This is a genomic window from Paenibacillus amylolyticus (genome assembly GCF_036894225.1).
GTDB classification, from domain to species: domain Bacteria; phylum Bacillota; class Bacilli; order Paenibacillales; family Paenibacillaceae; genus Paenibacillus; species Paenibacillus amylolyticus.
Window position 1 is genome coordinate 5547860 of sequence record NZ_CP145892.1, and the last position, 25597, is coordinate 5573456.

Here is a 25597-nt window from a genome sequence, read left to right on the forward strand (position 1 = left end):
TTTTCGATTCCCTTTTTTAAAAGGGAAAATCCGGTGATAAAGGCGAACGCTTCGCTTCTACAGCTCATTTCTGTCCTCTCCGTTAACATGTAAATTTCCAGTTTCATTTTATATAAATAGTATACTTTATATTGTCCTATATAAAGGTATTCGACGCAAAACGCCCCCGGCATGTAAACCGGAGGCGTATGTGTAAGCCTGTAAATTATTGGTGTTTTGCGATAATTCCTTTGAGCGCATCTTTCGAGTTCAGACCAACCACTTTATCTACCGGTTGACCGTCTTTGAAGAAGATCAAAGTTGGAATGCTCATTACGCCAAAGCGGGAAGCTGATTCCGGATTTTCATCCACGTTAACTTTAGCAATTTTCACTGCATCGCCAACTTCTGTGGACAGCTCTTCCAGGATTGGAGCGAGCATTTTACAAGGACCACACCAAGGCGCCCAGAAATCAACAAGAACCGTTCCTTCGCCTTCTACTTCAGCGTTGAAGGATTGATCGGATACGTTAACAATAGCCATGAAATTGTCCTCCTTATATATACTTACGGTTTTATTTTAACCTGTAACGTCGTGAACGACACTTCCAGTATAACACAGGTACGTCAAACTTGTGAATTGAACGCTGCAATGTTCATCTTCCCAACATCAAATCTTCACAATTACAGGATGTAGCATACTAACTGCAAAATCTTTACAAACGCTTTCTTTTCCAAGTATACTAAAATTACTCCGGGTTTCAGCCCCTCCCATACGGGCAAGCTGTTTCCCCATAAGGAGGCAATAACATGGATGCAAATGTGCGGATCAGCGACCCGCGTGAACATGTGAACGAGGAACCCCGCAACGATCTATTTGATCTGATCGCGGGTGTTGCCGGCATGGCTGGCCTGATGACAGTGATCTTTTTCGGTATGGTTATCTTCAAATTCCTCACCGAATAGGACACTCACAGGTCTCACGCAGGACCAGAAAAGCCCGGTTTTCGCGACAATGCGAAAGCCAGGCTTTTTTTGGGACTACTTTAGCTTTTGATTACAATCAGCTCAGCTTCTAAATCGTAAGCTCCACCGATAATTTGAAGATTAACCTTGTCCAGAACCTTTTGGTTCAATTAGATCGGTTTAACGTTTACCGCGCTGATTCTCACCCCGAACGGAGATAACATCCACAAATGGACGAATCCGGTCCATGAGACGCTGGCCTTTATTCATTTCCTCGCCGTCCCGATTGGTGAAACTAAGATGTTTCTCTAGCCCATCCAGATTGTAATTGGACGTATAGAACGTTGGTTTGCGATTCATCCGATAGTTCAAAATGGACCCCATCACATGATCCCGAACCCAAGGGTTCAGATTCTCTGCCCCGATATCATCAAAGATGAGCAGATCACAACTTTTCAAAATATCCGTCATTTCCTTCAGCTTCTGCCCTTCACTGATCATGGATTTCAGATCCTCCACAAAGTCAGGCATATAAATAATGACACCCGTGTGGCCTGCAACCGCCAGTTCATGCAACAGGTAACACATCAGAAACGTCTTGCCCGTCCCGAATGTTCCTTCCAGAAACAGTCCTTGCGGAGATAATCCGTTCTCCTTGGTCTCGCTAATATACCGAAGCACCTGATTCACTGCCGGAGCACGCATCCGATCCTTACCCATAATCTCCACATCGTTGTATCCGGCACTGAGCGCACGCTCGTCCACATAGAAACTGCGAATGCGTTGCTTAATAATATGTTCATTTTGCCGGGCGATATGTTTGGAACAAGGTGCTTTTATATCTATGATTTCGGGTTTACCGTTAAAATGTTCTACTTCCAGTTTGCAAAAGTGGCCCTGAAAATCGTTAGGGCAGTTGTCGAGTCCTGGGCAATTCGCACAGTTCTTAGAGTCTTTGGCGTACTGAAACAGCTTGCTCAGATCGGTCATGAGCTGTGCATCTTGCAGTTCAGGATGACCTGCGCGGAATTCACGTACATACGGATTTTCCATCAATTCCGCCGCAATCCGCCGCGATTGCTCACGAAAGGCAGGGTTCAGCTGCTGAAGCAGTCCTCCCAAGGATTCCATGGCTTCAAGCCCCCTTAATGTTTCAATATAGAATGAACAATGAAGTGTACCCCTGACCATCTTGATGGCATAGGAACTTTCGATCATTTGCAATTCTACTGTTCATTCTATAGAAAAACAACCAATAACTCAACTCATAGATCTGGTAAATAGCGTAACCCTTCTGCCACCGTACGTAATGCCTAGTTTATAGTACACTTGCAGTCCTGTACCTTTTAGTGTGTGTTCAAAAGTCTGTTTTTCGACTCTTTAAACAACTTTGATCAGCGGCGCAAGCCGACAGTAACGATCTCGCATGAATCTGTCTGTATGTTCCATTCCTTGGTGGCAAATGATAATGTTGATGCCTCTTCTATGCTGTTGAGATGAAGTATTTCGCCCTCTTCCTCCAGGATGTTGCTTTTGTATGCCGTTTCGAATGGCTGCGGATTCGCTTGTGATGTTGCAAGCTTCAACGTGGCAGAGTCGGTGGTCATATTGAACCAGCGTAACATGACATCGCCGGAATCTTCATTGACCTTGAGTGAAGAAAAAGCCAAGCCGTCTCCTTGCCATGCAAACGGTGTGTTGTTAGGTGTCAGATAACCCGTGTGTACTTCGGTTTGTGCCAGCGTCCAAGGAACCTGGAACTGATAGGCCTCGATATATGCACCTGACGCTGCACCATTGCCATCGTGGGGAATGATCTCGATCTGAAATGTATGTTCACCAAGGCATTGTGCTTCCGGTGTCGGGAACAAACCCCAGTCTCCGAGTTCGCCCACAGCACGAAGCAGCGTTACGGCGATGGTGTTACGTCCATCTTGAAGGACTTCATATTCATTCAGACCCAGATTGGCTACGACCAATCCCGCCTCTTTTTCACTCACATCCACAAAATTCTGTTGATGCTGTGTATTGCTTGGATTTTGCCACTCCGGTGCAGGCTTGTTATCACGCGTTGCAATTTCGAACATGGAATCCACATGATGAACAGCAGATACAAGATCCGTTGGGAAAAGAGCACGCACCCGATGATCCTTCGCCTGATTGTTGAAGGTTGTTTCCATTTGTACTCCTTTTCCATTACGACTCAGTGATATCACTGTACGAATTTGGAGCGGAATCATTTTAGTTGAACGCTGGGCTTTACGGTATGGATAATAAATCAGCTCCCGTTGTTCCTGATCCAGCATCTCATCCGCAGACTCCGGTATTTCCCAATGATGAATCACTTCAAACGAGGCCAAGTATGATATATCCTCAAGGACCCGAATCTCGGCCTGAAGCTCGTGTGTTGTTCGCGCCACTTCATTCTCTGGTTGCTTGAACATGTATTCATTACCGATATCACCCACATTTTCGTACACCCCAAGGTCCTTATAAGTCCGACCTGTTCGTTTATCCGTGATTGTGAATGAACCGTTGTCTGCAATCGTGACGATCAAATATTGATTCTCCATGCCACGTTCACCACGCAACAGCGTAGTTGTTCTCGACGGAGCACCACTCTTAGCATCATCCGCAAAGTTGACCAAAGCATAAGTCTTCAAGCCCAACGCAGCTACATGCTCTACTTCAAAACGAATACGAACGCGCCGACAGCTATACGGCTGGCGGAAGCGATCATCCGGCAGATCATAGCCAAATTGCAGACCCAGATCCTCCACCGTACATGGAATGTGGTTACCATTTTCATCTACAAGTACGCGGTCTGACAGGTCAACGGCTTTCATCTGCGTCGCCATCTCTTCCAACGTATGTCCATCCCGGAAATACAACCGAGCCGCGTCCAGTTCCATCTGAACTACACCGCTGCGTTCCCAACCCGTTGTATTAAATACCACAACAGGTCGAGCCTGCTCGCCGTAACGCTCAAATATGGAGGTATCGACAGCTGTAGTAATCTGGCTGGTGCTCTCTTCAATTAAAGCCTCTGCTACATGACGGCTCTTATCAAACCGTGTCACCATCTCGCGATGCACCTCATCCACACTGCATCCACAGATGCTGTCATGCGGATGATTTTGCATCAGCGTTTTCCAGGCATACGTCAGTTGATCATGTGGATAGGCATGTCCAAGCAGATAGGCGTAGGATGCCAGGGGTTCAGCCACTTTTTCCAGCATAGTCTGGCCCAGCTGGTTCATCTGTTTCAGATACACACGAGCCGAGGCGGTGTTCACCAGAGTTCCCCAGCCATCGGTACGCTGGCTGCGCAGTTCTCCTTTGACCGTGGACAGTTCATGTTCAGACGATGCTCTCAAAGCTTCCAGATAATCCGGAAAGTTGGAGTGAATGAACTCGATATCGGGATGTAATTGTTCAGCCATGCGAATCGCTTCTGGCAGATCTCGCTGAATCGGCTGGTGATCACATCCGTTCATGTACAACAACTCATTGGTCGATGCATATTTCTCGGCATCTGCAAGCTTGGTTTCCCAGAACTTGCGGGCCGATTCCTCGTCTACTGGAACTTCATTTCCGTTGGAGTACCAGTTGGCAAACAATACGCCGAGCACTTTTGATCCGTCTGGTCCTTCCCACATCAGCTCCGAGAAGCTTGATTCATATCCGGCATCCGATACCGTATTGTTAAATCCCGTCGGCTTCACACCACGTCCAAAAAACACATTATCAATGCCTGATTGCTGCATCAGCTGTGGAGTCTGCCCGACCAATCCAAATGTATCGGGAAAGTAACCAATTTTCGAAGGGGTGCCGTAACGTTTGGCGTCCTTATGTCCAACCTGCATGTTGCGCACATTGGCTTCTCCGCTCGTCAGAAACGCATCCTGCAAAATGTACCATGGTCCAATCACAATCCGCCCATTGCGGATATGCTTCTCCAGTCTTTCCTTCTGCTCCGGTCGAACCTGAAGATAGTCATCGATAATAATCGTTTGTCCATCCAAATAAAAGCTTTTATAGTCCGATCCCTCATCAAGCTGATCCAACAGTGAATCGACGAGCTGAATAAGACGCATATGATGCTTCTCATACGGCAAGTACCATTCCCGATCCCAGTGGGTATGCGAAATAATATGTGCTCTCTTTTTCTTGGTCATCGTGTTATCCCACCTCTTTCATCTTGTTGTACAATCTCAACCTCATCAGGGCGATACACCGTAGTCAGCTTTCCGGAAGCATCCGTGGCAAACAGCACCGAACGATTTTTTTCCAGTTGGAACGCATACGATACACCTGTACGTTGATCTCTCACGTGAACTTCATGGTTCAAGGCAAACTCCGATACAAATACATACAGATTTCCTTTTGGAAAACTCAACTTCCGGCCGTAGATCCCAGCGATATCCCCGCCAGATATCCATTCCAACTCCTGTTCGATGCCCGAAATCTCGGTTGCATAACGATACAATTCAGCAAGTGGCTCGTCCCGTCCATTTAACTCGAGCGGCAGTGGAGTCCAGATTAATTTCCCTTTGCCCAAAGGCAGAACGTGTACTTCATCTGCTGTACCTTTATCCCCGTGAAGCAACGTCTCCTTTACCACCTCGGCGATACGACGCCGTCCATAGGTCACCCGGTGATTCACGCCATTAATATTCAGCAGTTCTTCCCGCTGTACGTTACCCAGACTGCGTTTACCTACGATATGATCGGCCCGGTCAGTTGCCTTCCAGTATGCGTCCAGTCCCAGCGGCCCTGTAATGAGCAGGCTCGTGCCTTCCTTCTCCGCAAACGTGAGCAATTGTTGAAGTGCATCGCTCTCCATATTGTGCGGACTCGGTACGATAATCAGTTTCGGTGGCTGCTGCTCCAACGCTTCCAGATGATATTCGGATAACGCACGGAATGGCAATTTCAGATCATAAGACATCACGCGAGTAAGCTTTGTTGTGGCATCATAGGCGAGGGCACGGTTGGAGAAGTCATTGGAATACGGGAACACCACTGCAATATCCTCCAGATCGCGGTCTTCAAAGAGATCACGAATGCCATCCATGAATCGGCCAAAATCATAAGACACATCCGCCTCGGGTTTCTCCGTACCATCTGCACGAAGGGCCCCAATATGGGACTCATTGGCATTATCCATATAAAAGTTGGTGTTCCAGATCCATTGCACGGCGCCAGCGCCGCCTGTCGAGAAAGCATAGGCGTACTTTCGTTCGAGAATACCACGAAGCTCCTCTTCCGTACGCTTAGCTCGCCCATCGGGGGTTTCCACATACATGATGCCCGTCTCCTGAATGAGATTTGGCTTATGTGGCGTTTTAGCGAAAATGCCATCCCAGATCAGATCATCGTTTAACCACCAGGAGTGCACGGTTGTATAATCCACTTCACGTTCATAGAAGAAAGGCGAAGGACGCTGTGCACCAAGGGCTTCGTCCTGTCCCACAGTGACCAGATGATTCGGTACCAGATCCTTGATCGTACCTACAAGCTCTCTTGCCCAAACATTGTGCATCTCCATAGAGAAGAGACAGTAATCGAGCCAGCGTGTTCCCTTTTTGGCCTTGTGCATGTCCTGTACATCAAAATTAATCTCTTCCGCCTCGGGGATAGCCGCGGCTGCAAAGTTCGGAAGCTGCTTCGGTGACATGTTCCATGCCTCCTGCAACGCTTCAATTGTCTGATGCCGCTGCTCAAGCCAAGTGATATAAGCCTGCTGTTCATATGAATCCCTTGCCGAGCGTGGGCCAGCCGAGAAGATGCGCACCGGATCAAACATCGATGGCTCATTAATCAGATCCCAGTCCACATGGGTTGTATGCGTGTGACGACTGACGATGCTGCGGATAAAACGTTTCTGAGCCTCGACACTCTGCGGGTCCAAATACGGATTCGTGCCTTCCCATGTCTCCGGTGTAAAGGAGAAGAAGGTGAATGTGACCTGTAAGCCGTGGCGTTTTGCCGTTAAAATAAATGCATCAATGGCACGAAGCACATCCTCTGCCATATGTCCGTCCACCTGCATCATGTTGCGATAGGCGGTCCAGATTCCCGTCCGAATCCAGTTGATGCCGGCTTTTGCCATCTGAGCCATGTCTCGATCCCAAACATCCGCATTCGGCAGAAACAGAAATTTCCGTGCCACATCGGAGGTCATGTAGGTCATGCCCACAACTGGGAGAGGACGTCCGTCTTTTACAAAATAGTCCCTGCTGCGGGTAATCACTTCCCCTTCTGCCAGCAGTGCAGCATCCTGTCCCCAGAAGCCTTGACGCAAGGTCCGAACTTCACCGTCAGGAGCCTGCGCCTGGCATACGATCCGATACAGCCCACTTTCAATGGATACCGGGAGAAGTATACGTTCGAAACGCTGCTCACCGGAAAGTTCCATCTCCAGTCGATGGCTCCATACCTTCTCCGTCGTGCCACTTGTGCGATCTTCATGCTCGACTGTTATGTCGAATGCCCACAGCTCGGACTCGGTAAGTCTGTTCCCTGCTCGCTGTAAAATCTGGCCTTGAAGTGTGAGTATAGCCCGCTCATCTGGCTCATACGAAGCATAATTCGTTTTGAGGGATAACTCAGTTACACCTTGCGCACAGAATTGCGCCCATTTCACAATCTCGGCAGCGCCATCCTGCGTCCAGAATGAGGTGGTCAGCGGCAGATGTACAAACATCCAGCGTGAACCTACGAAAGTCCCGCGCGAGTTTTCCCACAGAACGACCGGAGCGGCGACACTGCGCCCGTCTTTACTCATGCCACGAAGCAATGGATAAATCTGCGTACTCATCGGTCCTGATGACCCCATCTGGTGGGGCAGATCACTTGTTTTGGTTGTATGTGGAACCAAATTCCATGTATCTGCCTTCTCGAACAGCCCCTCTTTCCCAGTGAGAAGCGGGATCTGTTCGGATGAAGTGTACGATTGCACATTGGCAGAAGATACGTTCAGTGCCTCATGAATATAGAGTTCCTGATGATACGCGGTCTGCTCGGACTCTACAACCCATGCCCCATTTTCATATCGAACCGGACGTTTGAAGGGTGCGCCCCCCACACTGATCAGGCTTCCGCCCTGATGCAAGTAAGCGGCAATCTCCGTCCAGGCGAACTTGGGAAAATAGGGTGCATGCATATTGACCAGACATCCTTCACCTGCTGTGGTCTTCAAAGCCTCTGCGAGTTCTTCGGCGTTTACAACGGTGATCTCTTCAACTGCTTTCCATGTATTCAGAGCCTCATGAGTTGGAGAAGCACCTTCCATCGGAAACGCAGGATCAGCGAAGATAATCAGCTTTTTATCATTAGGTTGGATACTCATAACAGGCCATCCTTCATCGATCTGTAGACCAACTGGGAGAACAGGCTGTTGGACCATGCAAACCATTTTCGTGTAAAAATCGTTGGATCATCGGCGTGGAAGCCTTCATGCATATAACCTGTATCTGCATCTGTCGCTTCGAGCATGCGAATAATCTCCAGTTTCTCCTCGGCAGACTGCGCAGTCAGTCCTTGCATGGACAATCCCATATGCCAGATGTAATCTGGTGGGGTGTGCGGACTTCCGATCCCTTTGGCAACCTTACCCTCATAATAGAACGGGTTCTCTTTGCTCAGGGCAAAACGGCGCGTATTCTGGTAGATCAGATCATCCGCTGTGACGTAACCCAGATATGGAATGGACATAAGTCCCGGTGTACCCGCATCGTCCATGAGACAGTGGTTGCCATAACCGTCCGTCTCGTACGCATAGATCGGTCCAAATTCCGGATGACGATAAATACCATACAACTGAATGCCGTGATCCACGTCCTGCTCCAGATCCTTCAATTCCTGCAAAAGTTCCATATCCCGGAACACCCACTCGGCAAACTCCTGCATTTGGCGCAGAGCGACAACCGCGAACATGTTGCCAGGGATATTGTAGTGGAAGTCACACGCATCATCACTGGAACGGAAACCGGACCAGATCATACCCGTGTAGTTGACTGGCATACCCTTTCCGTGATTGCGCAGGGAATCTGTTGGGATACCGTTATTGCGAGTGAAGCGATATGGAGATTGTTCCATGTGATGCTGTTCGACTTTGAACAGGTCCACGATTTTACGCATCGCTGCTTTGAAGCTTGAATCAAAAATGTCGGTCAGCTCGGTTTCCTTCCAATATAAATAGGCCAAACGTACAACAAAACATAATGAGTCAATCTCGAATTTGCGTTCCCACACCCAAGGTGACATCTCGGTCTCGTCCGTCGTGTTCCAATGCCAGTCGTTAGCAGTCTCATTGAAGGCATTGGCATATGGATCGATGTGAACATATTGGATATGACGTTTGATCAGCCCGCCAATAATGCGTTGCAGGTCCTCGTCTTCTTTTGCAAACGGAATGTAATGTACCACCTGCTCCACGGAATCACGCAGCCAGGAAGCCGGAATATCTCCTGTGATAACAAAAGTCGTACCGTCCTCCATCAACTTAGTTGTTGTTTCTATAGTGTTGGGGAAGCAGTTTTTGAATAATTGAAGCAGTTTTGGTCGGTGTGCCAGTTTCTGTTCTGCTTCTTTGAGCACAGCCTGAATAGATTGTGGCAAGCCAACAGGCGGCATTGGTATTTTGGGTAATCTGAACTGTTCCATGGATGAGTGCAACTCCTTAAACAAATTGAATGGTATAGCTATACAGGATGAAACAAAAAATTTACACGGGATCACTGCGCGGTCAGAAAGATCCTCCGATCGCTGTTATCCCCAGATTTTTTTGATTCCCTTTTCTAAAGGGTAAAATCTGGGGATAAAGGCGAACGCTTCGCTTCTTCGAATTCTTTCTGTCCTCTCCGTTATCGTGTAAATTTTTAGTTGAACATGTATAGCTCAAAAATATTTCAAAAAGGTTTACCGCAGTAGCACGGTTTGTATTTGGTAAGGTTTAAAAGATAATGTAATCTGGCCATTGGTATGGGCCAGTGGTTTGATCGGTTCTTCCAGTGCGTTGGAGTGATACGCCTGTTCAAAGGCATGTGGCCATTGCAATGTGATGTTTTCGCGTTTTCCTGATGATTCATAGAAACGAAGGACTGTTCCGTGCCCATCCTCTGCCATTTTGACCGTATCGAGAATGACGTGATTACTATTAAAGTTAATCCATGAGCCTGTTGCTGGACGAGAATGTGCGGCAGTTGCCGTTGGAGATACTTGAGCACCTGCGCTTTGTTGTACTTGATCCCTCTGCTGCACTTGTTGTACCTGCTCCGTCTGTTGCCCTTGGTTCACCTGCTGTACCGTCACTTCATGATTCAACTCGGCGGCCTGACGTACGGTGTGTGCTGTTCTCCAGTCTCCGTCGTGTGGATACAGGGAATAGGTGAATTCATGTTCTCCCAGATCAGCCGTGCGATCCGGCCATTTGGGTGCACGCAGCAAAGACAAGCGAATCGTGCTTCCCTGCACGTCGTACCCGTACTTGCAGTCATTGAGCAGGCTCACGCCGTATCCATATTCGGATACATCTGCAAAGCGATGTCCACAGACTTCATACTGCGCTTGTTCCCAGCTTGTGTTGCGATGTGTTGGGCGTTCCAGTGAGCCAAATGGAATTTCAAATGTTGCCTTGGAGGTCACCACATCAATCGGGAAACCAACTTTCAGAAGTTTGTGATTTTCGTTCCAGTTCACCTGTGTCTGGAAGTCGATACGTCGTGAATCATGATAAAAGACGATATCTTGTGTGATTTCCGATTGATGTAGCTTCCAATGGAAACGCAGGATATCCTTCGTTGTACCCGCCAGCACCAGCTTTTTCTCCAACAGTTCCACTTCGCCAGCAATCTGTTCTTCATAACGACTGTCGATATCCCATGCATCCCAAAGCGTTGGACGATCGTGGAAGAAGTGAAGTTGATTGCCTCGTTCACCCGGCTTCAACATCTCACGCTCTGCGGTTTTATCCCACAGGCGGGTGATCTCCCCACGTTCATTGAACTGCACATGATAAAAGGCGGTATCCCATGTATCATTAAAGGTTGGTTGTGCGGCAAGGGCGGTCATTTCCCGTACATTCGTTTCCCTTGTATTTTCCGGTACAAGCCAAATCGTTTTATATCCAAACGCCGGAATGTCTGTCACGAGAATAGACATGCTGCCATCCTCCCAATCCATCCGCAAGCGCTGGCCTTTTTCATCGATGCCGTAGCGATCCAAGCCATCCTGCACAGGAAGTTGAACGACTGCACTCCGTTTCCAGCCCAGGCTGTTGAATACAACATAGGCTACTGAACCTTCCGGTCCCTCTGTGTTGATACCCGTTGTCAATGCAGCAATGCCTTGATCCAGTCCGGTTCTGCCCAATTCAAATACCTGAACATATTCCTCATTCGAAGTGACGTAGGACTCCGTAATTGCCGAGCCCGGTATAATATCGTGGAATTGATTCAGCAAAATTAATTTCCAGCCTTCATGCAGTGCTGAACGCACTTCAGCTTCTGCATCTGCCTCCATATCTGGCAGAGCGAGTGTATTCCACAGCTCAGCTTCTCGATACAGAACCTCCGCTTTCCGGTTGTTACGCTTATTGCGCGCATGGGTCGTATAGGTTCCCCGATGTAACTCCAGATACAGATCGCCATGCCACTTCGGAAGTACAGGTTGCTCCTTTTCAATTCCGGCAAAGAAAGCTCCAGCTGTGCTATATCGGCTCGCAGGCTGACCTACCATCAGGTCTGCGCGATCCACATACTCCAGCATCTCGCGTGTTACACCACCGCCGCCATCACCGTGTCCGTATAGAAGCATATGCTCCGGATGAGTTGCTTTCTCACGGTAGGACTGCCAGTGATCATGAATGTCCTTCGGCAGGGTGTGTTCGTTAACCCCATGATTGAGGTAGGACAGGATCGGTGTGCCGTCAATACCCACCCAGTGGAAGAGATCGTATGGAAACACATTTGTGTCGTTCCATCCGAGCTTTGTTGTCATGAAATATTCCACATTGCCATGCTTCAAAATCTGTGGCAGGGAGGCACAATACCCAAACGTATCCGGCAACCATTCAATCTGTGATGTCTTGCCAAACTCCTCCATATAGAAACGCTGACCATATAACATCTGGCGAATCAGGGACTCCCCGCTCGGGATGTTCAGATCTGGCTCAACCCACATGCCGCCAACCAGTTCCCAGCGGCCTTCTACAATCCGCTGCTTCACCCGCGCGTAAAGCTCGGGATCATGCTCCTTCAGAAACGCATATAGTAAGGGTTGGCTCTGGGAATAAACATAGTCCGGATATTCATTCATGAGTGCATCCACGGTGGAGAAAGTACGGCTCGTTTTGCGTACCGTCTCACGTACAGGCCACAGCCAGGCAATATCAATATGGGACTGTCCCACCATATGCTCCAGACCTTCCGCGTTTCCGCCAATCTCACGCACATGATGCTTCAGATTATTCTCAATCTGACGAATACCCTCTCCCTGCTCAATCTCTTCTGCTGACATGCCTACAAATTGATCCATCGCACGATACACCAGTTCTAACAGGCGAACCCGCCGAAAGTCACTTTCCGGTAGCAACACAGCCGAATCACGGACAATAATGACGGTATACATCAGACTACGAACCGCTTCATTGGGTCTCACCAGCAAGCTCGTAATTGATGTGATTGGCGGCTGAATAACCGCCTGTTGATTCAACGGGTCTACAGGTTCAGGTACCGGATCAAACATCTCGATCTCCAGTTCTGGAGCGTTTCCGACTTTGGATGGATCAAGCGTGACGTAGGTATGATTGCGATCAAGGCCCTGATAAGAGTTCCCATTTACCCGAAGCAAGCCTTCTCCGCCTGTCTCAAATACAAGCCCATAAGGTGTTTGCTGCCATGTAGCAGGAATCTCCAAACGTGTTCTGAAAAAATAAGTCGTTCCCTGTTTGCTCGGAAAACGCTCAAAATCTTGCCCTTCGGGGTACTCACCCTGATCCTCATACTGTCCTGGCACATTATAATAAGCGCGGGTAATGTCCCAGTTGCGCAGCTGTAATTGCTCCAGCCACTGATGTTCGGACAACTCGCGAATAAATCGTCTGATACGTTCCAACGTCTTACGCCTCCCTTACGGTCAGTTCGGCTATTTGCGTATCGTTTACGCTGCTGCCGATATGAATATGGAATTGTCCCGGTTCAACGACAGGCTTCAAATCACGACCAATATACTGCAGCTGCTCGGCCCCGATGTGGAATTCCACGGTCTGTGTCTCTCCCGGCTCCAGGTTCACTTTTGCAAACCCCTTCAGTTCCTTGGCCGGACGAGTTAGTGAGCTGACCACGTCAGAGATGTACATCTGTACAACTTCTGCACCTGCATAACGGCCGGTGTTGGTCACGTTCACCGATACCGTAACTGAATCATCAGTTGTCATAGATGCAGCACTCAGCTGCGGTTCACTGTACTCATATGTGGTATAGCTAAGTCCGTATCCAAATGCATAACGTGGCTCCAGATCCTCTTCGAGGTAACGTTTGCCTCGGGAACGTTTGCCGTTATAATAGATCGGTAATTGGCCGACATGCTTCGGAATGGAGATCGTCAATTTGCCTGACGGATTCACATCACCGAATAAAATATCTGCAATGGCACGACCGCCCTCTTGACCCGGATACCACGCCTCCAGAATCGCATCGGCATGTTCATCCACCCAAGGTTCAGTGATGGGACGACCATTAATGTAAACAACGACAAGTTTCTTGCCGAGCTTGTGAATCTCCTGAATCAGTTCCAACTGTACTCCGGCAAGACCCAATGTCATCCGGTCGATCCCTTCGCCACACTCCATATCATTCCAGGAGTTATCCGAGACATTGGAAGCGCCCGTCTTCAGATCAATTGTTCCTTCTCCAAAGTCACGCGCACTGGAGCCACCAACCACCATAATGACTGTATCTGCCTGGCTGGCAACTTCAAGGGCACGCTCGAATCCTTCTTTTGAATCACCTTTGATCCGGCAGCCTGGTGCATAAAGAAGCTGATCTGTACTGCTGTCACCAGTCAAAGGGCCAACAGGACTCTTCTCCGTTTGCCCATCCACATGATTAGCCAGCTTACTGCGAATCCCATCCAGTACCGTCGCCACTTTCGACTTCGGTTGCGGAGATGTGTAATCGCCCAGTTGATTGTAGGCCTGATCCGCATTTGGACCAATCACGGCAATCCGGCCCACATCTGCTAACGAGAGGGGTAACGTGTCAGCCTCATTTTTGAGAAGTACAACCCCTTCCGCAGCCAACTGGCGTGCCAGTTGAATATGCGCTTCACTTCCAATTACTTCTGCTGCCCGATCGGCATCCACATAAGGCTGTTCGAATAAGCCCAGTCTGAACTTCAACGCCAGCACGCGAGAGGTAGCCTGATCCAGAACCTGCATATCAAGCTTGCCTTCTGCCACCGCCTGCACCAGATATTGCCCAAACATCTCACCGGACATTTCCATATCGATGCCTGCCTCAATCGCCTGTACGGAAGCTTCCATTCCATCTGCCGCGACATCATGCCCACTTGCCAGCATGTTGATCGCACCACAATCCGTAATGACCAGACCGTCAAAGCCCCAATCCTTACGCAAAACATCTTCCAGCAATTCCGTATTCACGGTGCAAGGCGTGCCATCAATTTCGTTATATGCTGGCATGATTGACGCAGCGCCCGCTTCCACCGCTTTACGGAATGGATAGAGATCCACTTCCAGCAGCTCGCGCCAGCCCATATGTACAGGCCCTGCATTACGTCCGCCTTCTGAGCTGCCATAACCAACAAAATGTTTCAGCGTTGCCGCTACTGTATCTCCACGGTCAAGACTTTCACCCTGAAGCCCTTCTACGGAAGCAACTGCCAGCTCTCCAATGAGAAACGGATCTTCACCGAAACATTCCTCCGTACGTCCCCAGCGCGGATCACGCACAACATCCAGTACCGGAGAATAGGTGACCGCACCACCTTGAGCACGTGTCTCCCGTGCTACTGCCCGGCACATCTCCCGATACAGATCCACATTCCAGGTGCTCCCCAGTAAAAGAGGGACAGGATAGACCGTTCCGTCAATAGCCATATGACCATGCGAGCACTCTTCCCCGATCAGAATGGGAATCCCCAGTCTGGAATGTTCTATTGCATAACGTTGAATCAAATTGACCGCCTCAGCGCCTTCTCTGGCGGATAGTCCATTTTCCAGCGTAACGCCCGTCCACGGATCTGCGCGAAGTGCACCATAGAGGGAGCCGACGCCCCCATTTTCCACTTGCTGTTTAAAGGATTGGTTTAACGTGATGTTCCCTTGATCATTCGTATAGGTCTGCCAGCCAAATGGCTGCGTAAGTTGACCTACCTTTTCTTCCGTAGTCATCAGGCTAAGCAGGTGTTGTACCCGTTCCTCTACGGATTTGCTTTGGTCCTTATAAGTCATCAATCTGCATCTCTCCAATCCTATAACGTGATCCGGCTATTCTTTGACCGCGCCCACCGTCAGACCCTGTACAAAATAACGCTGGAAGAACGGATAAGCGAATATAATCGGCAACGTAGCAAGCACAACCATCGCCATTCGGGACGTATCCTGCGGAATGGACTGCATGGCTGCCAGACTCATCGAACTGTTAGCAGAGTTCTGCTGGATAAATTGAATACTCGACTCAATCCGCATTAACATGGATTGCAGTGGTACCAGATTCGGATTATCGATGTATAACAGCGCATTGAACCAATCATTCCAGTAACCGAGTGTACTGAACAACCCGATGGTTGCCAGTCCCGGCAAGGAGAGTGGAACCACGATTTTCATAAAGGTATAGAACTCACCGGCGCCATCAATCTTCGCCGATTCAATGACTGCATCCGGTACACTGGTGGAGTAGAATGTACGCAGGATCATAATATAGAAGGCATTCATCGCCAGCGGCAGAATCAGTGCCCATAACGTATCTTTCAACCCAAGCAGCTGGGATACGACCATATAGGTTGGAATCATCCCGCCGTTGAACAGCATGGTAAGAATTGCAAAGATGGAGAAAAATCTCCGATATCTGAAGCTCTTGCGGGAAACCGCATACGCATACAGCGACATGAGAATCAGACTGATGATGGTACCAAGTACCGTCACCAGGATGGTAACTCCATACGCCCGAAGCAGCGTGTCTCCACTCTGCCAGACAAACTGATATGCCGCGAGACTCCATTCTGCCGGAATCAGACGATACCCATCACGGGCCAGTGCTTTCTCGTCCGTAAACGAAATGATGACTACAAATATAAAAGGAAATACACAGATCAGAGCGAATAGACCTGCGATGATGTTCATGATCACGTTCCAGCCGTTGGATACGTGGTGGAAGTCGCGTTTTTTAACAAGCCCTGCTTGAGCCATAGTGGTTCACTCCTTTCCCTGTCCTAGAATAGGCTGCTGTCTTTATCTACTTTGCGAACAACATAGTTGGAGATAATAACAAGCACAAAGCCCACCACGGATTGATACAATCCCGCTGCTGTACTCATGCCGATCTCACCACTAGTTTTCAAACCTCGATATACATACGTATCAATAACATTTGTCACGGAATAAAGCGTACCCGAATCCCTTGGCACCTGATAGAAGAGTCCAAAGTCGGCATAGAAAATGCGGCCTACGGCCAGCAAGGTCATAATCGTGATGATGGGCGACAGCAACGGAATCGTAATATTGCGAATCTGCTGCCATTTGCTTGCTCCATCAATCATGGCTGCTTCATACAGTGATTTATCAATCCCCAGTATGGAAGCCAGATAGACAACGCTGCTATAACCTATGGTTTTCCATAGCGCTACGAATACCAGAATATACGGCCAATATTTCGCCTCGGAGTACCATTGAATTGGTTCCATCCCAAACCAGCCGATAATCTGATTCAACATCCCGCGATCCATGCTCAAGAAGCTGAATGCGAAGTAACCAACGATAACCCAGGATAGAAAATACGGCAGAAACATGCCGGTTTGATACAGTTTGGCGAGTCGTTTATTGACTAGTTCCGAGAGCAGGATTGCCAATGCCACAGCAAACACCAGTCCCAGGAAGATAATGGCGATGTTATAAAAGAGGGTGTTGCGTGTAATGAGCCATGCGTCACTTGTGCTGAACAGGAATTTGAAATTGTCCCAGCCAACCCATTCACTCTTCATCAGACTTGCCCAGAACCCTTCACGGCTGAATCGATATTCTTTGAAAGCAGCCACTGTACCCACGAGTGGCAAGTAGGAGAAAAAGAAGAACCAGATGGCGCCTGGTAGCACCATGAGCAACATGACTCGGTTTCTAATCAGGTTTTTCAAAAATGTAGTCATTGTGGAGATCCTCCTTCAGGCTTGAATGAAAAAGGACCGGACGCGATAAGCAGCCGCCCGATCCTTACGATGTACTGTTACTTGTTTTCCGCTCTCCAGGCATCCAGCTGGCTTTGGGCTTCAGCCATTACTTTCTCCAGTCCGGCTTGATTGAACTTCTCAATCACTTGATCCAGATTGGCTGCCGGGTCCAGTGTACCTGTCATCAGTGCTGCCCAATATTGCTCTTTCACGTTCTGTACCGCCGTCAGTTCGGACGATACATTGCTTGCATCAAAGTTAAAGCTGAGGATCGGGGAATTGACACCTTCAGCGTTAAACTTCTTGAACTCATCCCATTTGTTATCCGGGTCATTGCTGTTCAGATAGAGCAGCATGTTGTTCCCAAGGGAGTATGAAGGCATATCGTAGTTTTTCGATTCAGGCAGATTTTCCATATGTGTGTCATCCACTTTTTTGTAGTGTGTGCCCTCAATACCGGAGTCCACCATATTACGCAGCACAGGATCTGTATTGAGCAGGTTCAGGAATTCCATCGCTTTCTCCGGATATTCCGAGTTCGCCGAGATGGCCATAATGGAGCCTTGTACAGATGTATTTGTTATAATTGCTTCACTTGCAGGTGTTGAAACGACTTGATAACCGTAACTTGCAGACCATTGATTGTCCGCGAGCGGCTGCGTCTGTGCACGATCCAGGAACCAGTTACCCGATGTTGTCAGGTCGTTCGTGGAACCTGTTGTTGCCGCTTCTGCCGATACATAACCAGCCTTGTAGTATTTGTGCATCGTAGTAAGTGCTTCTTTCATTTCAGGTGTTTCCAGTATGTTTACAAGCTTATAGTCTGTTGTATCCAGCTTGATTGCCATTGGCAGATTCTGAATGACATAGTCATAAGGCACGTAAGGAACATAGTTTTTATCCATGGCAAATGGTGTTACACTCGCCTCGTTTTCCTTAATTGTTTTGAGCAGAGGCTCCAGACTGTCTAACGTACGAACGCCAGAGATGTCCAGCTTATATTTATCAACCAGCATTTGGTTAAAGCGCCATACCTCTTGTTGTGGCAGCTCTTTGTTAGCTGGAATTCCGTAATTGTGTCCGTCTACCTTGGAACCGCTTAGGAATGCAGGATCAATGGTCTTGGTAAGATCCTGACCGTATTCAGCAAGCAGGTCATCCAGTTCAAGGAATGCACCTTTTCTGGCATTTTGTACATAATCGAATCCACCAGAAGAAGTGAATAGAATGTCCATTGGCTCACCGGATGCTACGTTAACCTGCATTTTCTGCGGGTAGTCACCCCAGTCAACCATCTTCATCGTTACCGTGGCATTAATTTTCTCTTTGGTATACTTGCTCACTTCTTCCATCACTTTGTTGACGTCTTTCTGAGGGGTACCGATGGTATACCAGATCAACTCTACCGCGTCATCTCCAGCTCCCCCGGATTCTGAAGCATCTTTGCTTCCTCCACAGGCACTAAGAACAAGTGTAACGGCCATTAACAATGCAAGAACGAGTGAGAAGCGTTTTCTTTGTTTACTCATTTCTTTGATCCTCCCTTTTCGTGTTCCCTTAGGCTCTACTTACTAACTGCTTTAACCTTATCGAATGAAAGCATTTACAAAAAGAAGATAAACTTAAGTTTTCGAGGTACAAATTAAAGAGAAATCGTCCTTGGGCATCTATTTTGTACCTATTTAAATAAATCGCTTACATGAAAGAGACATGCCGGGTAACGTATGCCATGATTTTCATCCATGCCATTCCTGTTCCCGATATGTCTCTTGGCTCTCTGTCCGCATGGTTGGATCTACCCGTCACCGAATTAACCAAACACCTTGAAATCAGTCGGTGAAATTCCTACATATTTGCGGAACTGTTTATAGAAATACCCCGTCTCCCAATACCCTACATTTCGGGCGATCTCATGTACCTTCAGATTGGAATTGCGTAGTTGCTCCTTCGCACGTTCAATCCGGTATTTGTTGATATATTCGGCAAACGTCTCCCCGGTCTCCTTATGGAACAATTGTCCCAAATACACCGGATGCAGATGATAGTGGGCACCCAGCAGCTTCAGGGAAAGTTCTTCTGCGTAGTGTTTGTCGATATGCTGAAGCACCTGGTTTACAATTGGATTTTTCAGATCCTGCAATAGGGATTGGATCGTCTGCGACCCAACCTGCTGAAGCGCCCGCACGAGTTCATCAAAAGTACCACTGTCCAGTACAAGTTGAAGCCCTTGTTGGTATATGGCAGACTCATCCGAGTGTTTGATGCTCTCCAGTTCCATTTTGAAGCGAATCACAACTTCCAGTGCGGTATTCTGTAACTCCCCAGGTGTAAGCCCATCGCGATGCTGTTCAAAATCCATGCGAATCCGGTCGGCAAGTTGTTCTGTATTGCGGGATAGAATGAGTTTGGCATACTCCCTCCATTCAATGAAAAAGGTCGCCGTTGAACTTCCGCACCTTTCCAGCATGGCATGGTCGATGACTTTAAGGTCGGGATAAATCATCACATACTGGAGTGCTTTTTTGGCCTCGGCATAACTGGTCGGCGCATGGTATAACCCTTTCATCAATCTGCCTGCTCCAATGCGTGCCGCCGGATGGGTTACGGTTATCTCATCAGATAATGCCTGCAAGCCATCCATCAACTTCTGTTCCTCGTCACTCGTACCCTGAATATTGGCAATAATGACGATGTCTCCATCGATATCATGAAATACGTTCAGATGGCGTCTGTCTCTCAGCATCTCTTCTACACGTTCAAACATGCCAGGTACTTGCCCTTTGTCACGCAGAATGGCCACAGCAACGTCCGGTGCATCCAGCGAAAGGTTCATGAACTGGGCACGTTCTTCAAATTCGGTAGCTGCAATCTGTCCCGTAAGCCATCGATGAAGAATGTTATCTTTCAGAATCTGGATGCCATACGCATCATCGGCTTGAGGTGATACCGTATGATCCAGCTTGGAGGCGGTGTTGCTCAGCGTGGATTCCAGTTCCTCTACATTAATCGGTTTGAGCAGATAGTTTTCAATCCCCAGCTGCATGCCTTCCTTCAGATATTCGAACTCATTGAAACCACTGAGGATAATGACCTTAATCTCAGGTTTCACTCGCCTTGCTTCCCGAATCAGGTCAAGACCATTCATGAGTGGCATGGATATATCCGTGATCAGAATGTCCACAGGCTGAGAAGAGAGCGCTTGTAACGCCGCTTGTCCATTGCCCGCATGACTAACAATTTCCATTCCAAACGAAGACCAGTCCACAATATCGTATAAACCTTCAATGATGAATGGCTCATCGTCCACAATAAACACCTTGTACATATTACACACCTGTCCCTTCTGTATGTGGATAACGCACCCTGATTCGTGTTCCTTCTCCGAGGGTGCTCTCTATGGTGATACCGAACTCTGGCCCATACAGGAAGCGCAATCGACTATGGACACTGCGTAGCCCGAACATCTGACCAGACTCTTCAGGACGTTCCAGTTCTTCAAGGATTTCCGTCAGGCGTGCCGGATCAATGCCTTTGCCATTATCTTTGACTTCCACTTGCACCACATTATCCGTCTCTTCCACAACAATGGATAATCGGTTATCCGAACGTTCTGTTTGAATGCCGTGTACGACATAATTCTCAATAATGGGTTGCAGCGAAAGTTTGACCACAGGGTGTTGATAATATGCAGCATCGATCTGGATCGTATATATGAAAATATCCTTGTAGCGGATTCGGAATAACTCCAGATACAAGCGGCAAGCTTCCATCTCATCCTTCAGCGTATAATTTTTCTTTTGCTGTACCAGGCTCTTGAACAATACGGATAAACTATAGATCATCTCGCCAACATCTCTCGCCCCTTGGGATATCGCCCTCATCCGAATCACTTCAAGCGTATTGTAGAGAAAATGAGGGTTGATACGCGCCTGTAACGCGACCAGTTCGGTCTCCTTCTGTTTGATTTCGGCTTTGTAGACCCGTTCAATGTACAGATTCAGCTCGTCCAGCATATCGTTGAAGCTATGTGAGATCTGCCCCAGTTCATCATCTCGCGGATCGTCGATTCGAGCCGTCAAATTGCCATATTTCACTTTTTGGGTGAAGCGGATAATTCGACGGGTTCGTTTGGCAAAGTTAATAATGAAAAATGCCGGAACCAGCACGGCAAACAAAATACATACGATACTGATCGAGATGATGGTATTGCGAATACCCGCATAGGTTTCAGCCATCTCTTCTACCGGAACGGTGCCAATGACCACATACCCCTGATCAGCGGAGACAAACTTGTTCACATACATGTTCTGCTCCTTTTTCATTGAATCCATATCCGTCTGATCAAACAGGGAATCGGCTACATTCACGTAGGGATACTTCTTCCCGTAATAATGATTGTTGGAGTCAAATAACACTGTCCCTTTCGCCGATAACACCACGATGTCTCCCTTGAGATTACTCTCGTAGTTATCCAGCGCATTACCGATTCCCTCCGAGTCAAAGAAGACAAGAAATTGGCCCAGATTCCGAAGAGTCTGTGTATTGTTAATTGGTACGCGGATGGAGTAGATCGCAGGGTCCCATTGATTAACCTCTTTGCGAATCCAGTAGTTGGGTGCACTGATATTGGGCGTTTCCATCGCCATTACGTCCGGAATATAGGAATGAGCTACATTGGCGTCCAGCTTGCGGAACTGCTTGTGTTGATTAAAGGTAGACAGATCCTGCTGCTCAGCGCTATACAACATGAGTTGGTTAATCTGCGAATTGCGATCCATAATATTTTGAAAATGTTTCAACACATCGGCCGAATAGTCATCCTGATTGGCGTAATATCCATTGGTCATGTGCTGAACATATTCAGCGTACGAATGATTCATCAGATAAGTAATGTTGGCGGAAAGCGCCTCATTCTGATGCATATCCCTCACCATGTTTTGCACCGATTCATACTGCTGATGAATGTACCGATCCACATGTTCCATCGCCGCTTTCTGGATCGCCAGTTCCCGGCGAATCGTGGAGTCGGACACCGACAGGAAGATGATATAAGACAATGTAATGATCGTGACAATCGATATCATCGAGAAAATCAGGAGCATTTTCATAAACATATTATTTTTGAAGAAATTATTGTAAACGCTAACAATTTTCAATTCGCATGTTCCCTCCGATGCTGTTTTCCTGACTTGAATTATACCATCAGGCTTCTGACATTAACTTGTCACCTGCAACTTTTCTTTAGTTTATATCTGTGTTTCTTTAATTTCACCCTATTTAAAAACGCTTTCATCCACTATCGTTAACCATAAGTTTAGCTTTGTGTAAAAGAATACCTTACATTCATTCCACTTGAAGGAGGAACAGCATGACACGCAAACTCAAAGCAAAAGGCATCATTCCCAAGGTCACTGCCATGGTCCTGACTACGGCTCTGCTTGGACAAGTTGTTGCATCATCCGTTTATGCCGGAGACACGCTCCCTTACACCGGTGAAAGCGCCAAAGGGATGAATCAGCCCTATCAACACGGGTACACCTCGGCCCAGATTCTGAACTGGACACCAGAAAGTGATATCCATGGTGATCTCCTTCGTGCCCATGTTCCCTTGCAGCCCCGTAATGAAGCGTTCGCTGCCACACAGGCTTATCCTGAGCTTAGCCCGGACACCCAACTGTTCACAATGAGTGGTGATTATGGCAATGCATTCTTCGATAGCACACCTTATACCAATGAATTCAGCCAGTACCTCTTCAATTATTGGCAATATACAGACTACTACAGCTATTGGCACGGCATGGCCTCTGCGGGAGTACCTGAGGAGCTATACGATCCGAGTAAAGAGTGGACGGAGAAATACTTCGAGTTTGGCATTTTGAACATTCCGAATCCGGCCTACACCAATGCAGCCCACAAAAATGGCGTTAAGTCCATTGCTAACATCTTTTTCTCGGACAATGACCGCGGGCCACAAACCTATAAACAAATGCTGATCCAAGATGAAAACGGTAATTTCCCTGTGGCCGAGAAACTGGCCGAGATGGCAGAATACTACAACTACGATGGATATTTCTTTAATCAGGAAGAAGTTGCCCGGGGTGTAGCCCCTGAAGATATCGCTTCCTACAAGAAATTCATGAAATATCTAAGAGATAAAGGCCTGTACGTTCAGTGGTATGATTCCACCATCAATACAACAGGCAAAATTCAATACCAGAACCAATTCAATGGGCTCAACAGCCCCTTTGTACAAGATTCCGTTCTCGGCAGAGTCTCGGATTCCATCTTCCTGAACTATGTGTGGAACCACAAGATGCTCCGCGATTCCCGTGATCATGCCCTTAGCCTGGGACTGGATCCACTGGAAACCGTATTTGCTGGTGTCGAAGGTGGACATGACAAATTCGGCCGCTGGAAGCAATCCTATGACCTGCGCCATAACCTGGATGAGAACGGTCAACCGATGAACAGCATCGCGACATTAGGTGCCGACTTCACCCACAACGCTCTGGATGAAGAGATGGGCGATGGCAGCACCAATCATCGTGCGGAAGATGAGTACCAGTGGATGACCTTTGTACGTGATCGTGCCTGGTGGTCTGGTCCAAATCAAGACCCGACAGATGCACGTCGTAATGCGTCTGCCGATCTGTCGGATGTGTATGCTTCCGGTGCAAATTGGGATGGGATTGCCGCTTATCTGACCGAGCGTTCCGTCATCAACGGCTCCAATTTTGCAACCAACTTCAATACGGGCCACGGCCTGAAATATTATGAAGACGGTGCTGTCTCGAACGATAAAGAATGGTCGAATATCAACATTCAGGATATCCCTGTCACTTGGCAATGGTGGATGGATAGTAACGGTGACAAGCTCAGTGTTGATTTTGACTATGGTCCCTCTTATGAGAAAGGCGCAAGGTACAACTATGACTCCATTGGCGCGTTTAATGGCGGCAGCTCTCTCGTGGTGAACGGTACACTGAACGCGGAGAACTTCCTTCGCCTCTACAAAACCGACCTGTCCGTCAACGGACAATCGAAACTGGAACTGACGTATAACAAACCGTCGACTAGTGACGCTTCCTCCCTGCATGTTGGGTTGATCTTCGAAGATGATCCATCCAACGTGGTCAACGTAAATGTGCCTAATGCAGGCCAGCATACAGAAGGCTGGAAGACCGCTTCACTGGACTTGAGCGCCTATCAAGGCAAAACCATTGCCGCTATGGGATTATCTTTTGACCCGAATGGCAAAGCGATTGAGAATTACCAGATGAATATTGGCGAGATCCGCATTTCCGACGGTTCAGCGGCTGTACCGGATGCACCGACCGGATTCCATATTGCCAAAGCACTGACCAATACCGACGAACTGGTTGTCGCATGGGACATGAAAGACTATTCTGAGGTCAAACAATACAATTTATATGAAAATGGCGCCTATGTAGGCGGCGTGTATGATTCCACTTTTTATATCAAATCACTAAAACAGCCATCTGGTGAACTGTCTATCCGTGCGGTTGGTGCAGATGGTACCGAAAGTGAAGCAACCGTCCTGCCTTACGATCTGAATGCATCTGTTCAGAATATAGATGTGAAATTCAAAAAGAATGGCGATGCTATTGTAAGCTGGAAAAACCCGAAAAAGGCAAAAGAATCAGGCAAAGACAAAGATAAGAATACGGATAAGGACAAGGATAAAAATAAAGACAACGGTAAAGGCAAAGAGTCAATTCAGCTCACACTAGAAACAGAATACACGAAAGAACCTTTCACCAAGTCACTTCAGGTCAAAAAAGGAAAACAGTCTGCCGTCTTGACCGGACTTCCGACCAATGGTGAACATTACGTGCTGAATATCGCCATTGGCGGGCAGAACCCGGTTACCCATACCGGACAGCTCGCAGATCTTCAGATTACACCATACGCCAAGGAAAAGGTCACGGTAAAAGATGGAAAGTACACATTAGCCCTCCCGGATCTGGAGGACTGGTATAAGATCTATGTATATGAAAATGGGGTACCACGCGAGTTCGGAGTCACTTACGTTTCGCAGAAATTCCCGTATATCATTCGGGGAAGAACAAAGCTGAGCGAACTGACTTTCACGCCAGCGTCCAGCAACAGCTCTTTGAAGCTGGTCATTGAGGATTATGCAGGCAATCAGGCCGCTACGATTTTGAGATAATACTGCAAAGTATTTTTTTGTTCTCGTCTGCATAACAGTTGAGATAAAAAC

General features: G+C 47.8%; 14 protein-coding genes. 2 read left to right on the forward strand and 12 right to left on the reverse strand.

Going from position 1 to position 25597, the window contains the following annotated elements; translation table 11 throughout:
• Positions 1–205: 205 nt before the first annotated feature.
• Positions 206–523 carry a thioredoxin gene (gene trxA / locus V6668_RS24565; protein ID WP_017692451.1) on the reverse strand — a complete coding sequence of 106 codons (318 nt, stop codon included), beginning with the start codon at positions 521–523 and terminating at the stop codon, positions 206–208.
• Between the two features lie 266 nt (positions 524–789).
• Between trxA and V6668_RS24570 the strand changes: the two genes are divergently transcribed.
• A complete protein-coding gene (locus V6668_RS24570) occupies positions 790–945 on the forward strand; it encodes a hypothetical protein (RefSeq protein ID WP_017692450.1) in 156 nt (51 codons plus the stop codon).
• Between the two features lie 180 nt (positions 946–1125).
• On the opposite strand, the gene dnaI is transcribed toward V6668_RS24570, so the two are convergent.
• The 11 genes from dnaI to V6668_RS24625 all read right to left on the reverse strand — a co-directional run bounded on the left by dnaI (position 1126) and on the right by V6668_RS24625 (position 22511).
• A complete protein-coding gene (gene dnaI / locus V6668_RS24575; protein ID WP_036605787.1) occupies positions 1126–2076 on the reverse strand; it encodes a primosomal protein DnaI in 951 nt (316 codons plus the stop codon).
• Between the two features lie 263 nt (positions 2077–2339).
• The gene (locus tag V6668_RS24580; protein WP_338706970.1) at positions 2340–5123 is read right to left on the reverse strand and encodes an alpha-mannosidase; all 2784 of its coding nucleotides are present in this window, start codon (positions 5121–5123) and stop codon (positions 2340–2342) included.
• The gene (locus tag V6668_RS24585) at positions 5120–8299 is read right to left on the reverse strand and encodes a beta-galactosidase (protein WP_338706971.1); all 3180 of its coding nucleotides are present in this window, start codon (positions 8297–8299) and stop codon (positions 5120–5122) included. The genes V6668_RS24580 and V6668_RS24585 overlap by 4 nt, the downstream gene beginning before the upstream one ends.
• Entirely contained in the window at positions 8296–9615 is a 1320-nt protein-coding gene (locus tag V6668_RS24590; protein WP_338706972.1) for a glycoside hydrolase family 125 protein, read from the reverse strand. The genes V6668_RS24585 and V6668_RS24590 overlap by 4 nt, the downstream gene beginning before the upstream one ends.
• A gap of 255 nt (positions 9616–9870) precedes the next feature.
• Positions 9871–13065 carry an alpha-mannosidase gene (locus V6668_RS24595; protein ID WP_338706973.1) on the reverse strand — a complete coding sequence of 1065 codons (3195 nt, stop codon included), beginning with the start codon at positions 13063–13065 and terminating at the stop codon, positions 9871–9873.
• Between the two features lie 4 nt (positions 13066–13069).
• Positions 13070–15424, reverse strand: a complete 2355-nt coding sequence (locus tag V6668_RS24600) for a glycoside hydrolase family 3 N-terminal domain-containing protein (RefSeq protein ID WP_338709000.1) — start codon at positions 15422–15424, stop codon at positions 13070–13072.
• Positions 15425–15460: 36 nt separating this feature from the next.
• The gene (locus V6668_RS24605) at positions 15461–16381 is read right to left on the reverse strand and encodes a carbohydrate ABC transporter permease (protein ID WP_036605781.1); all 921 of its coding nucleotides are present in this window, start codon (positions 16379–16381) and stop codon (positions 15461–15463) included.
• Between the two features lie 23 nt (positions 16382–16404).
• Positions 16405–17334 carry an ABC transporter permease gene (locus tag V6668_RS24610; RefSeq protein ID WP_036605780.1) on the reverse strand — a complete coding sequence of 310 codons (930 nt, stop codon included), beginning with the start codon at positions 17332–17334 and terminating at the stop codon, positions 16405–16407.
• A gap of 77 nt (positions 17335–17411) precedes the next feature.
• Positions 17412–18884 carry an ABC transporter substrate-binding protein gene (locus V6668_RS24615; protein ID WP_036605779.1) on the reverse strand — a complete coding sequence of 491 codons (1473 nt, stop codon included), beginning with the start codon at positions 18882–18884 and terminating at the stop codon, positions 17412–17414.
• 281 nt (positions 18885–19165) lie between these two features.
• Complete coding sequence (locus V6668_RS24620; protein ID WP_338706974.1) at positions 19166–20680, reverse strand: response regulator transcription factor; 1515 nt, start codon at positions 20678–20680, stop codon at positions 19166–19168.
• Between the two features lies 1 nt (position 20681).
• Positions 20682–22511, reverse strand: coding sequence for a sensor histidine kinase (locus V6668_RS24625; RefSeq protein ID WP_422395230.1), 1830 nt, complete (start codon positions 22509–22511; stop codon positions 20682–20684).
• A 212-nt stretch (positions 22512–22723) separates the two neighbouring features.
• On the opposite strand from V6668_RS24625, the gene V6668_RS24630 reads away from it, so the two are divergent.
• On the forward strand, positions 22724–25546 hold the full coding sequence (locus V6668_RS24630) for an endo-beta-N-acetylglucosaminidase (RefSeq protein ID WP_338706976.1): 2823 nt from the start codon (positions 22724–22726) through the stop codon (positions 25544–25546).
• Positions 25547–25597 lie beyond the last annotated feature (51 nt).

Coding starts and splice junctions, on each gene's coding strand:
- trxA (WP_017692451.1), bottom strand. CDS start 523: ATGGCTATTGTTAACGTATCCGATCAATCCTTCAACGCTGAAGTAGAA.
- V6668_RS24570 (WP_017692450.1), top strand. CDS start 790: ATGGATGCAAATGTGCGGATCAGCGACCCGCGTGAACATGTGAACGAG.
- dnaI (WP_036605787.1), bottom strand. CDS start 2,076: ATGGAATCCTTGGGAGGACTGCTTCAGCAGCTGAACCCTGCCTTTCGT.
- V6668_RS24580 (WP_338706970.1), bottom strand. CDS start 5,123: ATGACCAAGAAAAAGAGAGCACATATTATTTCGCATACCCACTGGGAT.
- V6668_RS24585 (WP_338706971.1), bottom strand. CDS start 8,299: ATGAGTATCCAACCTAATGATAAAAAGCTGATTATCTTCGCTGATCCT.
- V6668_RS24590 (WP_338706972.1), bottom strand. CDS start 9,615: ATGGAACAGTTCAGATTACCCAAAATACCAATGCCGCCTGTTGGCTTG.
- V6668_RS24600 (WP_338709000.1), bottom strand. CDS start 15,424: ATGACTTATAAGGACCAAAGCAAATCCGTAGAGGAACGGGTACAACAC.
- V6668_RS24605 (WP_036605781.1), bottom strand. CDS start 16,381: ATGGCTCAAGCAGGGCTTGTTAAAAAACGCGACTTCCACCACGTATCC.
- V6668_RS24610 (WP_036605780.1), bottom strand. CDS start 17,334: ATGACTACATTTTTGAAAAACCTGATTAGAAACCGAGTCATGTTGCTC.
- V6668_RS24615 (WP_036605779.1), bottom strand. CDS start 18,884: ATGAGTAAACAAAGAAAACGCTTCTCACTCGTTCTTGCATTGTTAATG.
- V6668_RS24620 (WP_338706974.1), bottom strand. CDS start 20,680: ATGTACAAGGTGTTTATTGTGGACGATGAGCCATTCATCATTGAAGGT.
- V6668_RS24630 (WP_338706976.1), top strand. CDS start 22,724: ATGACACGCAAACTCAAAGCAAAAGGCATCATTCCCAAGGTCACTGCC.